Source organism: Streptomyces sp. NPDC005302, from assembly GCF_040607345.1.
Classification (GTDB): domain Bacteria; phylum Actinomycetota; class Actinomycetes; order Streptomycetales; family Streptomycetaceae; genus Streptomyces.
This window is the reverse complement of sequence record NZ_JBEXGN010000001.1, coordinates 402,965-416,642: the sequence shown is the minus strand read 5'-3', so window position 1 is coordinate 416,642 and position 13,678 is coordinate 402,965. Positions and strand designations below refer to the sequence as shown.

Genomic DNA, 13,678 nt, shown 5'->3' with positions numbered 1-13,678 from the left:
GTACGATGGAGGAGGTCCAGAGTCGTATCTAGGAGGCAGACCGTGTCGGAGGCGCTCACACCGGAGACCCCGGAAGCCGTGCTTGACGAAACCGCTGACGAAGCGGGCGAGGAAGAGCCCATCAAGCAGCGGAAGAACGGCCTGTACCCGGGCGTGTCCGACGAGCTCGCCGACAGCATGAAGTCCGGCTGGGCCGACACCGAGCTGCGCGGCCTCACGCCGATCGCGCAGGCCGAGTACACCGCCGCCCGCCGCGCCGCGCTCTCCGCGCGCTTCCCGGGCGAGCGCCTGGTGATCCCGGCGGGCAACCTGAAGACGCGCTCGAACGACACGGAGTACCCCTTCCGTGCCTCCGTCGAGTACGCGTACCTCACCGGCAACCTCACCGAGGACGGCGTCCTCGTGCTGGAGCCGGCCACCGAGGGCCACAGGGCGACGATCTACCTGCTGCCGCGCTCCGACCGGGAGAACGGCGAGTTCTGGCTCTCCGGCCAGGGCGAGCTGTGGGTCGGCCGCCGCCACTCCCTCGCCGAGGCCGAGCAGCTGTACGGCATCCCCGCCTCGGACGTCCGGGAGCTGCCCGCCGCGCTGTCGGAGGCCACCGGCCCCGTCCGCGTCGTGCGCGGCTACGACGCCGCCATCGAGGCCGCCCTGGCCGACAAGGTCACCGGCGAGCGCGACCAGGAACTGCGGGTGTTCCTCTCCGAGGCCCGCCTCGTCAAGGACGTCTTCGAGGCCGGCGAGCTGCAGAAGGCCGTCGACTCCACCGTCCGCGGCTTCGAGGACGTGGTGAAGGTCCTCGACAAGGCCGAGGCCACCAGCGAGCGCTACATCGAGGGCACCTTCTTCCTGCGCGCCCGGGTCGAGGGCAACGACATCGGCTACGGCTCGATCTGCGCCTCCGGTCCGCACGCCTGCACCCTGCACTGGGTGCGCAACGACGGCCCGGTCCGCTCCGGCGACCTGCTGCTGCTCGACGCGGGCGTGGAGACCCACACGCTCTACACCGCCGACGTCACGCGCACGCTGCCGGTCAACGGCACGTACACGGAGATCCAGAAGAAGATCTACGACGCCGTGTACGAGGCTCAGGAGGCCGGTATCGCGGCCGTCCAGCCGGGTGCCAAGTACCGCGACTTCCACGACGCCGCGCAGCGTGTGCTGACCGAGAAGCTCGTCGAGTGGGGCCTCGTGGAGGGCCCGGTCGAGCGCGTCCTGGAGCTCGGTCTCCAGCGCCGCTGGACCCTGCACGGCACCGGCCACATGCTCGGCATGGACGTCCACGACTGTGCCGCCGCCCGTACCGAGACGTACGTCGAGGGCACGCTGGAGCCGGGCATGTGCCTGACCGTCGAGCCGGGTCTGTACTTCCAGGCGGACGACCTGACCGTGCCCGAGGAGTACCGCGGCATCGGCGTCCGCATCGAGGACGACATCCTCGTCACCGAGGACGGCAACCGGAACCTGTCCGACGGCCTGCCGCGCCGGTCGGACGAGGTCGAGGCCTGGATGGCGTCCCTCAAGGGCTGACATAGTGCCCCACGAGGGCTGATACGAGACTGCTGGCCGGGTGCCCTCCAGGGTGCCCGGCCATCGGTGTGTCCGGGCGACAGCGGCCTGCGGACTGCGGTGGCCCGTGGGCGGACCGGTGCGCCCGCGGGTTTTCGGTGTGCCTAGGGGGGCGGCTTTTCGTGGACGACGACTTCTGGTCCGGCGTCGGGGTGGATCTGCATCTGGAGCCGGACGCGGCGGCCGGGCGCAGGGCCGGGCTGGAACGGGCGCTGCGGGACGCCGTCCGTGCCGGACGACTCGCCCCAGGCACCCGGCTGCCCGCGACGCGCCGCCTCGCCGTCGAACTCGGCCTCTCCCGGGGCACGGCGAAGGCGGCGTACGACCAGCTCATCGCCGAGGGCTATCTGACGGCCCGGCAGGGTTCGGGCACCGAGGTGGCTTCCCTTCCGGCCGATGGCACCCCGGCGGACGTACGGGCGCCACACGCGCGTGCGCCCCGTTTCGATCTGCGACCCGGCAGTCCGGACGTCGGCACGTTCCCGGCGGCGGCCTGGCTGCGGGCGCTGCGCCGCGCGATCGCCACGGCACCCTCCCTGGCATACGACTACGGGGATCCCCGGGGCCGCATCGAACTGCGGACCGCCCTGTCGGGCTACCTGGGGCGGGCCCGCGGGGTGATCGCGCCGCCCGAGCGGATCGTCATCACCTCCGGCTACGTCCAGGGCCTCGCCCTCCTCACGCGCGTACTGGACGGCGGGACGGTGGCGATGGAGGACCCGGGGCTGCCGTTCCACCGGGATGTGGTGCGCAAGGCGGGCGGCACCGTGGTGCCGCTGCCCGTCGACGAACACGGCGCCCGCGCCGACCTGTTGGAGACCCTCGGCGCGGACGCGGTCGTCCTCACCCCCGCCCACCAGTACCCGACCGGCGTCACGCTCCGCCCGGAGCGGCGGCGCGCGCTCACCGACTGGGCACGCGCGCGGGACGCGCTGATCATCGAGGACGACTACGACGGCGAGTTCCGCTACGACCGGCAGCCGGTCGGCGCGCTCCAGGGCATGGCACCGGGCCACGTCGTCTACCTCGGAACCGCCTCCAAGACGCTCGGCCCCGCACTGCGCCTCGGCTGGATGGTGCTGCCGCCCCACCTGGTCGACCCGGTCGCCGACATCAAGCTGCACAGCGACCATCACACCGAGTCCATCGGCCAGTTGGCGCTCGCCGAGATGATCGTGGGCCACGCGTACGACCGTCACGTGCGCGCGTGCCGGCTCCGCTACCGGCGCCGCCGGGACCAACTCCTCGACCGGGTGGGGGCGCGCAGGAGCGTACGGGGGATCGCCGCGGGACTCCACGCGTTGGTCGAAGTGACGGACGAGGCGGAGGTGGTGGCGCGTGCGGAGGCGGAGGGGCTGGCGGTGGGACGGCTCGGCGACCACTGGCACGTACCGGGGGACGGGCGCCCGCAGGGCCTGGTCGTCGGGTACGGGACACCGAGGGAGCGGACGTATCCCGAGGCGCTGGAGGCACTCGGACGGGTGCTGGAGGAAGCGGGGCCCGCGGGCCGCCCGAGCGGGTCGAACGGAGTGGCGAGAGCCGGAGCGTTCTGATCAAGGTCGTGTTCAAGCGGGGCACTTGGGCCGAGACGCCTTGGCCGGCCAGGTCAGCGGGGTCAGCCCGGTCAGCTCGGTCAGCATGGTCAGCCCGGTCGAGGATCCTCGCCCCGGGACACGACACCTGGGCCGGGCATGTGCGGCTTTGCTGACCTGGCCGGCCCGGAGCGCCTGATCCGGGCGCTCGACGGCTGACCGCAGAGGCTGACGGCTGACGGCTGACGGCATGAGCTGTCCGCAGGGTCTGACAAATGTCACGGCCGGTCCGTGAATTGGGTCATGAAAAGGCATGAGGAATGGGCCTGCCGAGCGGTCCATCCGGCCCATAGCGTCGAAGACATGACGACTCGCGACGCACGATCCGCAGAGCGCTCGACCGTGAAGGGGACCGGGGCGGGCCGGGTGTTGCCGCCCGCCGGACCGCAGCGGCTGCTCGCCTTCGCCCAGCTGAGCAACTCCGTGGGTGACGGCGCCTATTACGTGACGTCCGCGCTGTACTTCACGCACGTCGTCGGGCTGTCCGCCGAGCGGGTGGGACTCGGGCTGACCGTGGCATGGGCGATCGGCTCGCTGGTGGGGGTGCCGCTGGGCCGGCTCGCCGACCGGCGCGGGCCGCGCGGCATAGCGGTCCTGCTGGCGCTGGCCACCGCCACGGCGGTCGTGTCCTTCCTGCTCGTCCGCGGGTTCCTCCCCTTCGTCCTCGCGGCCTGCGCCTACGCCTCGGCGCAGTCGGGGCTCGGAGCGGCGCGGCAGGCGCTGCTCGCCTCGCTGATACCGGCCGGGGCGCGCACCGGACTTCTCGCACACCTCCAGTCGACGCTCAACGCCGGCTTGGCGGTGGGCGCGGGTCTCGGCGGTCTCGCCCTGCACGCCGGCACCCGGTCCGCGTACCTCGGGGTGTTCGCGCTGGACGCGGTGAGCTTCCTGGTGTGCGCCGGCCTGCTGTGGCGGCTGCCGTCGGTCGAGCCCGCCCGGGTGGACCGGACGGCCGGCGGGGTCGGTCGCGTCGGTCGCGTCGGCAAGGCTCCTCGGGACGGTCGGGGCAGTCGCAGCGGTCGGGGGAGTGAGCGGAGTGCGGCGGCCGGTGTGCTGCGCGACCGTCCGTACGTGCTGATCACGTTCCTCAACACCGTGCTGTTGCTGCGGATGCCGCTCCTCAGCCTCGGCATTCCGCTGTGGATCACCGAGCGCACCGAGGCGCCCGCCTGGCTGGTCTCCGCGCTGTTCGTGCTCAACACCGGTGCGGTGATGGTGTTCCAGGTGCGTATGGCCCGCGGTGTCACGGGCCTCGTCACGGCGACCCGCTCGATACGCCGCTCCGGGCTCGTGATGCTGGCGTCCTGCATGGTGTTCGCCCTGTCGTCCGGAGTCTCCCCCTGGATCGCGGCGGCCGTCCTCGTAGCGGGTGCGGTGCTTCAGGTCGTCGCCGAGATGCTGCACTCGGCGGGCTCCTGGCAGCTCGCGTTCGATCTCGCCCCCGCCGACCGTATGGGCGAGTACCAGGGCTTCTTCGGTACGGGCGTCACGGTGGCGCGGACCATGGGCCCGCTCGTCCTGACGGCCCTGCTGGTCGGTTGGGGGACGCCGGGCTGGCTGCTGCTCGGCGGCCTGATGCTCGGCGCCTCGTACGCGATGGGCCCGGCGACGCGATGGGCGGCCACACGCGGCTCGGAGCGGCCGGAACAGCCGGAACAGCCGGGCGGGGCCGGTCATCAGGAGGGAGTGGGCCGGGAGAGGTTCGAGGGCACTCGCCGAGAGGGTGCGCAGGACGGCCGGGAGGGTGGGGAGGCCCGCCGACAGGGTGGGGCGGGCCTCGCGACGGGCGCAACCCGGGTACGGCTCGCGCCGGCCGGTGTCGCCGCGGCGCAGGGCGCGGAGTGCTGAGCCGGCGGCTCGCGGTGCTAGGCGGGCAGCAGGGAGGGGGCCGTCCTCCACTTGAGGATCTTGTCGAAGCTGACCACCGCGCCGCCCGGGCCCGGGTTGTTGCCAATGTGGACGTGGTCGGCCAGTTCCTGGATCAGGCAGAGGCCGCGCCCGTGTTCGGCGTCCTGGTCGGCGGGGCGGAGTGCGGAGCGGGCGTGCCCGCCGGGGAAGCCGGGGCCGGAGTCGGTGACTTCGATGCGGCACTGGTCGCCGTCGAGGTAGGCCGTCACCCGGTACTCCTCGTCGGCGTCGCCCCACGCGGTGTCCCCGCCGTGTTCGACGGCGTTGGCGCAGGCCTCGGTGAGGGCGACGGAGAGGTCGTAGGAGACATCGGGGTCCACACCCGCGCTCTCCATCGTGCCGAGCAGCAGACGTCGGGCGAGCGGGACGCTCGCAGCCTCGCGCCGCAGATGGAGTGACCACCAGATGCTCATGCTCCAGCCTCCCGGCCGCGGCTCGACATACCGATACGTATTGCCGCAAGGACCCGTGCGCAATCGCATACGTCCGAGGACGGCGCCCATACGGCGGATGCGCGGGCGCCGGAGGTCGGTGTATGCGGTTGCGAGTTGACGTACGGAAGTCGACGTTCCGGTACGTAGGAGGCGTTGCGGACAGACCGATCGAACCTCACCTTGTGGACCTGCCGTGGGTGACGGGTGGGCCCAGTGCGATGATGAGCCCGCCATGACTGCCCCCCACCAGCGTTCGGCGCCCTCCGGAGCCGACCTCCGGATGCTCAGGGCCGCGGTGTTCGCCGCGGTCTGTGTCGCGCTGGCCGCGGCCGGTCATGGAATCGCCTCCTGTGCCGTGGTGCCGTTCTGGACCCTGGGCGTCGGCTTCCTCGCGGTGTTCACGGTCGCCGCCACGCTGGCGGGACGGGAGCGGGCGCTGCCCGGCATCGTGGCCGTCCTCGCGGTCGGCCAGACCGCGTTGCACACCCTCTTCGGGCTCAGCCAACAGGCGGGCGCCACGGCAGCCGGCTCCATGGGTTCGATGTCCTCGGGCAAGCCGCTGTCCGACGCCGCTCTCGTGGCCCGCGCCGCGCGACTGGTGTGCGGTACGACCGCCGCGGCGATCAGTCCCGCACACGCACAGAAGCTGCTCGCCGACGCGCGGCTCGACACGGGCACGGGCGGCATGACGTCGTCCATGGGGCATGCCACGGACGCGGTACCGGTCGCCGGGGGCGCGGCGATGCCGATGCTGCCCTCCCTGCCGATGCTGCTCGGCCACGTCCTCGCGGCCGTCGCCGCCGGATGGGTGCTGCGCCGCGGTGATCTGGCGCTGCTCCGCCTCATGCGGCTGTCGGCACAGGGCGTCGCCGAAGGGGCGCTCGTACGGTCATTGCGCGCCGCCCTGACTCTCGTACGCGCTCTGCGCACGGGACTTCAGGGGGCGCCCGAGATCGCGCGTCCGCGCCGTACCGCGCCCCGTACGCTTCCCGCTCCGCGGACGACCGCGCTCCAGCACACGGTGGTCCGACGCGGACCGCCTCTCTCCGCTCTCTCCCTCGCCGCCTGACGCGACGCGCCACCTCACCGAGCCGATGGCCCCGAAGTCCCAGCATCCCAGGGACATCACGGGCCTCCCGGCTCTGCCGGAGGGGACGCGGTCGTGCCGCACGCGCGCGTACCGCCGGGTCCTCCCGGGCGCGGGCTCACCCCGCGCCGGAACACCGAGGCGTCCGCGCGCCCCCTCGTCATCGAACTGAGAGTGGAGTGTTCCCTTCCATGAAGGCTTCCCGTATCGCCGCCGTCGGCACCGTCGCCGCTTCGGCCGTTCTCGTCCTGTCCGCCGCGCCCGCGTTCGCGCACGTCAGCGTCTCGCCCGACGGAGCGGCGGCCAAGGGCGGCTACGCCGTCGTGAACTTCAAGGTTCCGAACGAGCGCGACGACGCCTCGACCACCAAGCTCGAGGTGAACCTCCCGGCGGACCACCCGCTCGCCTCGGTCATGCCGCAGCCGGTGCAGGGCTGGAACGTCGAGGTCACCAAGTCCAAGCTGGCCAAGCCGGTGACCCTGCACGGCGAGAAGATCGACGAAGCCGTCACCAAGGTCACCTGGACCGCCGACGGCAAGGGCATCCAGCCGGGCTTCTTCCAGAAGTTCCCGCTCTCCGTCGGCGCGCTGCCCGAGGACACCGACCAACTCGTCTTCAAGGCGATCCAGACGTACGACAACAAGGAAGTCGTGCGCTGGATCGAGCCGCAGAAGGAGGGCGCCGAGGAGCCCGAGAACCCGGCGCCGGTGCTCGCCCTGTCGGCCGCGACCGAGGACCACCACGGTTCCGCCGGCGCCGAGGACGCGTCCGACACGGAGAAGTCCGAGGGCACCGCGAAGGACACCGACCAGGCGGCCGCATCCTCGGACAGCAGCGACACGACCGCGCGCGTTCTCGGCGTCGTGGGCATCGTCGTCGGCGCGCTGGGCGCGGCGTACGGCGTGTTCGCCGGCCGTCGGCGTACGAACGCCTGAGATGCCGCACGGCGTCTGAGGCTCTGAGACACACCCGCCTGGTGCGCACCGGGGGGCCGCGGGAACGCGGCTCTCCGGACCGGTCCGGCTTCCGGCCGGGTCCGGCATGGCCCTCCCGCCCTGCCGGACCAGGCCCTTCGGCCGCGGACCACCCCCGGTGCGCACCCGGGCACTCACATCTGGGACATTTTTCTATGCGCAAGAAGACGTACGCGGTGGCCGCCCTGTTCGCCGCCGCCGCTCTGACCCTCTCCGCCTGTGGCAGCGGCGACGACAGCAACAAGCCCGTCGCCGACGTGTCCGTCGCCGCAGACTCCGGCAAGGCCGCGACGGTCCTCGACCAGCCGTTCGCGAAGCCGGACCTCGTGCTCACCGACACGAACGGCAAGAAGTTCGACCTGCGCGCGCAGACCAAGGGCCGGCCCACGCTGGTCTACTTCGGCTACACGCACTGCCCCGACGTCTGCCCGCTGACGATGAACAACCTGGCCGTCGCCAAGAAGCAGCTGCCCAAGGCCGAGCAGGACAAGCTGCGCGTCGTGTTCGTCACCACCGACCCCGACCGCGACACCCCCGCCGCGCTCCGCACGTGGCTCAAGGGAATCGACTCCGACTTCATCGGTCTGACCGGCGACTTCTCCACCATCCAGGCCGGCGCCCGCACCCTGGGCATCTCCATCGAGCCGACCTCGAAGGACAAGAACGGCAAGCTCGTCTCCGTGCACGGCACCCAGGTCATCGCCTTCTCACCGAAGACCGACGGGGGCTATGTGCTGTACGGCGAGGACGCCACGGTCGACGACTACACCAAGGACCTTCCCAAGATCGTCGAAGGGAAGACCCCGTGAGGCGCCGTCCCGGCCGTCCGGCGCGGCCCCTAGCCCTCGGCGCACTGGTCATAACCGCGGCGCTGACGCTCGCGGGCTGCGGCTCGGGCGACGGTGACTCCTCGGGATCGCTGTCCTCCTCGGGCCGGCCCGACCTCAGGATCAGCGGTGCCTACATGCCCGCACCGAGCATGGCCACCATGGCCGCGGGCTTCTTCACCGTCACCAACTCCGGCGGCGCCGACCGGCTGACCTCCGTCACCAGCGACCTCTCGGACGACGTGACGCTCCACTCCACCAAGGACGGCGCGATGGAGGAGGAGAAGTCCTTCGCCGTGCCCGCCCACGGCACCCTGGACTTCGCGAGCGGCGGCAACCACCTCATGTTCGCAAAGCTCACCCACAAGCCCCGGCAGGGCGAGAAGGTGGCTCTGGAACTGCACTTCGCCACGTCCGGCACGGTGAAGATCTCCATGCCGGTGAAGTCCGCGACCTACAACCCCGACTCCGGGCACTGAGGGAGGCACCACCGTGACACCGACCATCGCCCCCCGCTTCCGGACCCTCCTGCTGCTGTTCCTCGCCGTCGCCGCCGCACTCCTGGCGGGCGCCGCGCCCGCCTCCGCGCACGCCGCGCTGACCGGGAGCGACCCACAGCAGGGGACGGTGGTCGCCGAGGCACCCACGCAGATCTCGCTCACCTTCTCCGAGCAGGTCTCGATGAACGACAGCTCGCTGCGGGTCCTCGACCCGAAGGGCAAGAGGGTCGACACCGGCGCTCCGAGCGACCTGGGCGGCAGCACGTACGGCATGAAGCTGCACGCGGGCCTGCCCGACGGGACGTTCACCGTGACGTACCAGGTGGTGTCGGCGGACAGCCACCCCGTCTCGGGCGCCTTCACCTTCTCCATCGGCGCGCCCTCGCAGACCTCCGTCGCCGCGTCCGGCCAGGAGGTCGGCGGCGGAGTGGTGGGCTTCCTCTACGGCGCCGGCCGCTACTTCTCGTACGCCGGGTTCATCCTGCTCGTCGGCGGCGCCGCGTTCGTGCTGGGCTGCTGGCAGCGTGGCTCCGGAGTCCGGCCGGTACAGCGCCTCGTGGTCGCCGGCTGGCTCACCCTGACGGTCTCCACGCTCGCCCTGCTGCTCCTGCGCGGTTCGTACATCGGGTCGGGCAAGGTCGGCGACATCTTCGACCTGAACCTGCTCGCCCAGGTGCTGCAGACGAAGTCGGGCGCGGCACTGGTGTCACGGCTGCTGCTGCTCGCCGCGGCGGCGCTGTTCATCGCCGTGCTGTTCGGTGCGTACGCCAAGCGGGACGAGGACGCGCGCGCGGCCTCCGAGGCGCTGGCCGTCGCCACCAGGAAGGCGAACGCCGCCAAGAGCAGCCGTGCCAAGGGGGCCGCCGCGAAGGCGACCGGGGCGAAGGCCGTCGGCGCCAAGGCGAGCGGCGGGAAGGCGGCGGTCACGAAGGCGGCCGCCCTGGAAGCCGCCGAGGGGGCGGACGAGGCGGACCACACCCCCGACCCCGCCACGGAGGCGGCCGACCTGGCCGCCGAGAAGAAGGACCTCACCTTCGGACTCGCCATCGGCGGCGTGGTCGTGGCGGCGGGACTCGCCGCGAGCTGGGCCATGGCCGAGCACGCGTCCACCGGTATCCAGGCGGGCGTCGCCATGCCCGTGGACGTGCTGCACCTGCTGGCCGTCGCCGTCTGGCTCGGCGGCCTGACCACGCTGCTGGTGGCACTGTTCCGGGCACCGGCGGAGGAGCAGATCGAGGCCGCGGCCGTACACCGCTTCTCCCGCCTCGCGTTCGGGAGCGTCCTCGTCCTGGTGGCGACCGGCATCTACCAGTCGTGGCGGCAGGTCGGCTCCTGGTCGGCGTTCACCGACACGACGTACGGGCAGCTGCTGCTCGTCAAGATCGGTCTGGTGGCCGTGCTCGTGGGCGTCGCCTCGATCTCCCGGCGCTGGACGGGGGGGCTCGCGGACGGAGCCCCCCGGGCCGCCAAGGCCGCGCTGGTGGAGCAGCGGTCGGCCCGCAGGACACCCGCCACCGTCCCCGCCGACTCCCGGCGGGCCGCCCAACTGGCCCGGCAGCAGGCCGCCGTGGACACCGCGCGCGCCCAGCGCGTCCGCGACGCCGACCCGAACCGCACGGGCCTGCGCCGCTCGGTGCTCGCCGAGGCGGCCGTCGCGGTCGTCCTGCTGGCGGTCACGACCGCGCTGACCACCACCGAGCCGGGACGCACCGAAGAGGCGGTCCAGCAGGCCAAGGGAGCCACCGCACAGCGGTCCGGAGCTCTGTCGCTGAAGATCCCCTTCGACACGGGCGGCCAGGACGGCAAGGGCACGGCCGAGGTCACCTTCGACCCGGCCCGGGTCGGCGGCAACGAGATGCACGTCTTCGTGGTCCGGCCGAACGGCAAGGCCTTCGACGTGCCCGAGGTGAAGCTCGCCCTCACCCTGCGGGCGAAGGACGTCGGCCCGCTGCCCGTGACGCCCGACAGGATCGCCACGGGACACTGGGCGGCGAGCGATGTACAGATCCCCATGGCGGGCGACTGGAAGATCGCGGTGACCGTGCGCACGTCGGACATCGACCAGGTCACCGTGAACAAGAACGCGCAGATCGGCTGAACCTGACCATGGCTGACCAGTCCACTCCCGGGGCGTCCTCCTCCGCCCGCGAGGCCGCCTCCCCGAAGATCCCTTCCGCGAAGAACCCCTCCCAGGAGGCCTCGCCGGAGGGCGCTCCGACGGGGGTCATGTCACGGCGCCGGCTGCTCGGAACCGCGGGTGCGACGGGGCTCGCCCTCGGCGCGGGCGGGGCCGCCGTGGGCTACGCCGCGGCCCCCTCCGCCGACACGGCCGTTCCGCTGGCCTCGGTCGGCGCGGACGCGGTGATGTTTCACGGGAAACATCAGCCCGGCATCACCACCGCGCTCCAGGCGCGCGGCCATCTCGTCGCCTTCGACCTGACCGCGGGCGCGGGCCGCCGGGAGGCCGCCGCCCTGCTGCGCCGCTGGTCGGCGACGGCCGAGCGGCTGATGGCGGGTGAGGCCGCGGCCCACGACGACACCGACGTCGCCCTCGACGCCGGCCCCTCGTCCCTGACCGTCACCTTCGGCTTCGGCCACAGTTTCTTCGCGCGTACGGGTCTGGAGAAGCAGCGTCCGGTCGCACTGGACCCGCTGCCCGACTTCTCCTCCGACCACCTCGACAAGGGGCGCAGCAACGGCGACCTGTGGGTCCAGATCGGGGCGAACGACGCCCTGGTCGCGTTCCACGCCCTGCGCGCGCTCCAGAAGGACGCGGGCAGCGCCGCACGGGTGCGCTGGCAGATGAACGGCTTCAACCGCTCGCCCGGTGCCACCGCGTCCCCCATGACCGCACGCAACCTGATGGGGCAGATCGACGGCACGCGCAATCCGAAGCCGTCCGAGCCCGACTTCGACGGGCGGATCTTCGTGCCGGCCTCCGCCGGTCCGGCCTGGATGACGAATGGCTCGTACGCGGTCGTACGCCGGATCCGCATGCTGCTCGACGACTGGGAGAAGCTCTCGGGCAAGGCCCAGGAGGACGTCATCGGACGGCGGAAGTCCACCGGGGCGCCGCTCAGCGGCGGCACCGAGAAGACCGCGATGGACCTCGACAGGACCGACGCCGCCGGCAACCTGGCCGTGCCCATCGACGCGCACGCCCGGATCACCCGGCCCGACCAGAACGGCGGTGCCGCGATGCTGCGCCGTCCGTTCTCCTTCCACGACGGCATCGACGCGGACGGGGTGCCCGACGCGGGCCTGCTCTTCGTGTGCTGGCAGGCCGACCCGCTGCGCGGCTTCGTCCCCGTCCAGCGCAAACTCGACCGAGGCGACGCTCTCTCCGACTTCATCCGGCACGAGTCGAGCGGACTGTTCGCGGTGCCGGGCGGGGCCGAGCGGGGGGAGTACGTGGGGCAGCGGCTCCTGGAGGGCTGAGCGATCCGACGGCGGCCGGCGCCCCGGCAGTTCCCGTCCTCGTTCGCCCGGCACGGTTTCCGTCCTCCGGCCCGCCCGGCACAGTTCCCGTCCTCCGGTCCGCCCGGTCGGGTGGATTCACCCCTGGGGGCCCTGTTTCCACGGGCGTGAGCCTCGTCGGGCAAGGCCCATTAGGGTGACGGTATGTCGGCGACGCGCTACACCTATCTCGGCCCCGAGGGAACGTTCACCGAGGCCGCCCTCCGCACGCTTCCCGAGGCCGCGACGCGGGAGCTGGTGCCCATGGTGTCGGTGCCGGCCGCGCTCGACGCGGTGCGCGGTGGCCAGGCGGCCGGCGCGCTCGTCCCGATCGAGAACTCGGTCGAGGGCGGTGTCACCGCCACGCTCGACGAGCTGGCCAAGGGCGACCCGCTGATGATCTACCGCGAGGTCGTGCTGCCGATCGCCTTCGCCCTGCTGGTCAGGCCCGGCACCACGCTGAAGGACGTCAAGACGGTCACCGGGCACCCGGTCGCCCAGCCGCAGGTGCGCAACTGGCTGGGCGCACACCTTCCGGACGCCCTGTGGGAGTCGGCCGCGTCGAACGCGGACGGCGCGCGGCTGGTCCAGGAAGGCCGGTACGACGCGGCCTTCGCCGGCGAGTTCGCGGCGGCGACGTACGGCCTCGAACCGCTGGTCACCGAGATCCACGACGCGGCGAACGCCGAGACCCGTTTCGTGCTGGTCGGCCGTTCGGCCAGGCCTGCCGCGCCCACCGGCGCCGACAAGACGTCCGTGGTCATCTGGCTCGGCGACGACCACCCCGGCGCCCTGCTCGAACTGCTGCAGGAATTCGCCGTGCGCGGCGTCAACCTGATGCGGATCGAGTCCCGCCCCACCGGCCAGGGCATCGGCAACTACTGCTTCTCGGTGGACGCCGAGGGCCACATCACCGACCGCCGGGTGGGTGAGGCCTTGATGGGCCTCAAGCGGATCTGCCCCCAGGTGCGTTTCCTCGGTTCGTACCCGCGTGCCGGTGTCGCACTGGAGGACGTCCGGCCGCTGCGGCCCGGAACCTCGGACAGCGAGTTCTCCGCCGCGTCCGACTGGCTGGCGCGCTGCCAGGACGGCCGTTCCTGACCGACAGGGCCCCCACGTCCGACCGACCGGTACCCACCGGTTCGACCGGCGGATCCGCATGTCCGGAGCCCTCACCCGTCCTGACCGGCGGATCCACACCCGTCCGGGTTTCCTTCCCCGGTCCTACCTGCCTATTTTCGCCATCCACAGAAGTTATCCACAGGCACGCTTCTCGACCTGGGGACAAGTCGACAACGAAGCATTACATCGTCGACAAATCGGCCTACAAG

Annotated in this window: 11 protein-coding genes; 10 read left to right on the top strand and 1 reads right to left on the bottom strand. The window is 72.2% G+C overall.

The features are described from left to right. Positions 1-42 precede the first annotated feature (42 nt). The 3 genes from ABZT74_RS01810 (at position 43) to ABZT74_RS01800 (ending at position 5,009) form a co-directional block, all read left to right on the top strand. Positions 43-1,530, top strand: a complete 1,488-nt coding sequence (locus ABZT74_RS01810; RefSeq protein ID WP_356432917.1) for an aminopeptidase P family protein — start codon at positions 43-45, stop codon at positions 1,528-1,530. A 161-nt stretch (positions 1,531-1,691) separates the two neighbouring features. Then, entirely contained in the window at positions 1,692-3,122 is a 1,431-nt protein-coding gene (locus ABZT74_RS01805; RefSeq protein WP_356432915.1) for a PLP-dependent aminotransferase family protein, read from the top strand. A gap of 342 nt (positions 3,123-3,464) precedes the next feature. Further along, positions 3,465-5,009, top strand: a complete 1,545-nt coding sequence (locus ABZT74_RS01800) for an MFS transporter (protein WP_356432913.1) — start codon at positions 3,465-3,467, stop codon at positions 5,007-5,009. Positions 5,010-5,026: 17 nt separating this feature from the next. On the opposite strand, the gene ABZT74_RS01795 is transcribed toward ABZT74_RS01800, so the two are convergent. Next, positions 5,027-5,482, bottom strand: a complete 456-nt coding sequence (locus tag ABZT74_RS01795; protein ID WP_355871940.1) for an ATP-binding protein — start codon at positions 5,480-5,482, stop codon at positions 5,027-5,029. 253 nt (positions 5,483-5,735) lie between these two features. On the opposite strand from ABZT74_RS01795, the gene ABZT74_RS01790 reads away from it, so the two are divergent. The 7 genes from ABZT74_RS01790 to pheA all read left to right on the top strand — a co-directional run bounded on the left by ABZT74_RS01790 (position 5,736) and on the right by pheA (position 13,448). Further along, positions 5,736-6,572 (top strand): hypothetical protein, encoded by an 837-nt coding sequence (locus tag ABZT74_RS01790; RefSeq protein WP_356432911.1) that lies wholly within the window; start codon positions 5,736-5,738, stop codon positions 6,570-6,572. 209 nt (positions 6,573-6,781) lie between these two features. Then, positions 6,782-7,525 carry a YcnI family protein gene (locus tag ABZT74_RS01785; RefSeq protein WP_356432909.1) on the top strand — a complete coding sequence of 248 codons (744 nt, stop codon included), beginning with the start codon at positions 6,782-6,784 and terminating at the stop codon, positions 7,523-7,525. Positions 7,526-7,719: 194 nt separating this feature from the next. After that, positions 7,720-8,373 carry an SCO family protein gene (locus ABZT74_RS01780; RefSeq protein ID WP_356169275.1) on the top strand — a complete coding sequence of 218 codons (654 nt, stop codon included), beginning with the start codon at positions 7,720-7,722 and terminating at the stop codon, positions 8,371-8,373. Further along, complete coding sequence (locus ABZT74_RS01775; protein WP_356169272.1) at positions 8,370-8,870, top strand: copper chaperone PCu(A)C; 501 nt, start codon at positions 8,370-8,372, stop codon at positions 8,868-8,870. The genes ABZT74_RS01780 and ABZT74_RS01775 overlap by 4 nt, the downstream gene beginning before the upstream one ends. 13 nt (positions 8,871-8,883) lie before the next feature. Beyond that, entirely contained in the window at positions 8,884-10,989 is a 2,106-nt protein-coding gene (locus ABZT74_RS01770) for a copper resistance protein CopC (protein ID WP_356432906.1), read from the top strand. A gap of 8 nt (positions 10,990-10,997) precedes the next feature. Further along, the gene (gene efeB / locus ABZT74_RS01765; protein ID WP_356432904.1) at positions 10,998-12,329 is read left to right on the top strand and encodes an iron uptake transporter deferrochelatase/peroxidase subunit; all 1,332 of its coding nucleotides are present in this window, start codon (positions 10,998-11,000) and stop codon (positions 12,327-12,329) included. A 183-nt stretch (positions 12,330-12,512) separates the two neighbouring features. After that, on the top strand, positions 12,513-13,448 hold the full coding sequence (gene pheA / locus ABZT74_RS01760; protein ID WP_355871961.1) for a prephenate dehydratase: 936 nt from the start codon (positions 12,513-12,515) through the stop codon (positions 13,446-13,448). Positions 13,449-13,678 lie beyond the last annotated feature (230 nt).

What these genes read in the sequence shown, in the direction of transcription:
- pheA (WP_355871961.1), top strand. Translation starts at nt 12,513, where the DNA reads ATGTCGGCGACGCGCTACACCTATCTCGGCCCCGAGGGAACGTTCACC.
- ABZT74_RS01800 (WP_356432913.1), top strand. Translation starts at nt 3,465, where the DNA reads ATGACGACTCGCGACGCACGATCCGCAGAGCGCTCGACCGTGAAGGGG.
- ABZT74_RS01780 (WP_356169275.1), top strand. Translation starts at nt 7,720, where the DNA reads ATGCGCAAGAAGACGTACGCGGTGGCCGCCCTGTTCGCCGCCGCCGCT.
- ABZT74_RS01790 (WP_356432911.1), top strand. Translation starts at nt 5,736, where the DNA reads ATGACTGCCCCCCACCAGCGTTCGGCGCCCTCCGGAGCCGACCTCCGG.
- ABZT74_RS01785 (WP_356432909.1), top strand. Translation starts at nt 6,782, where the DNA reads ATGAAGGCTTCCCGTATCGCCGCCGTCGGCACCGTCGCCGCTTCGGCC.
- ABZT74_RS01795 (WP_355871940.1), bottom strand. Translation starts at nt 5,482, where the DNA reads ATGAGCATCTGGTGGTCACTCCATCTGCGGCGCGAGGCTGCGAGCGTC.
- efeB (WP_356432904.1), top strand. Translation starts at nt 10,998, where the DNA reads ATGGCTGACCAGTCCACTCCCGGGGCGTCCTCCTCCGCCCGCGAGGCC.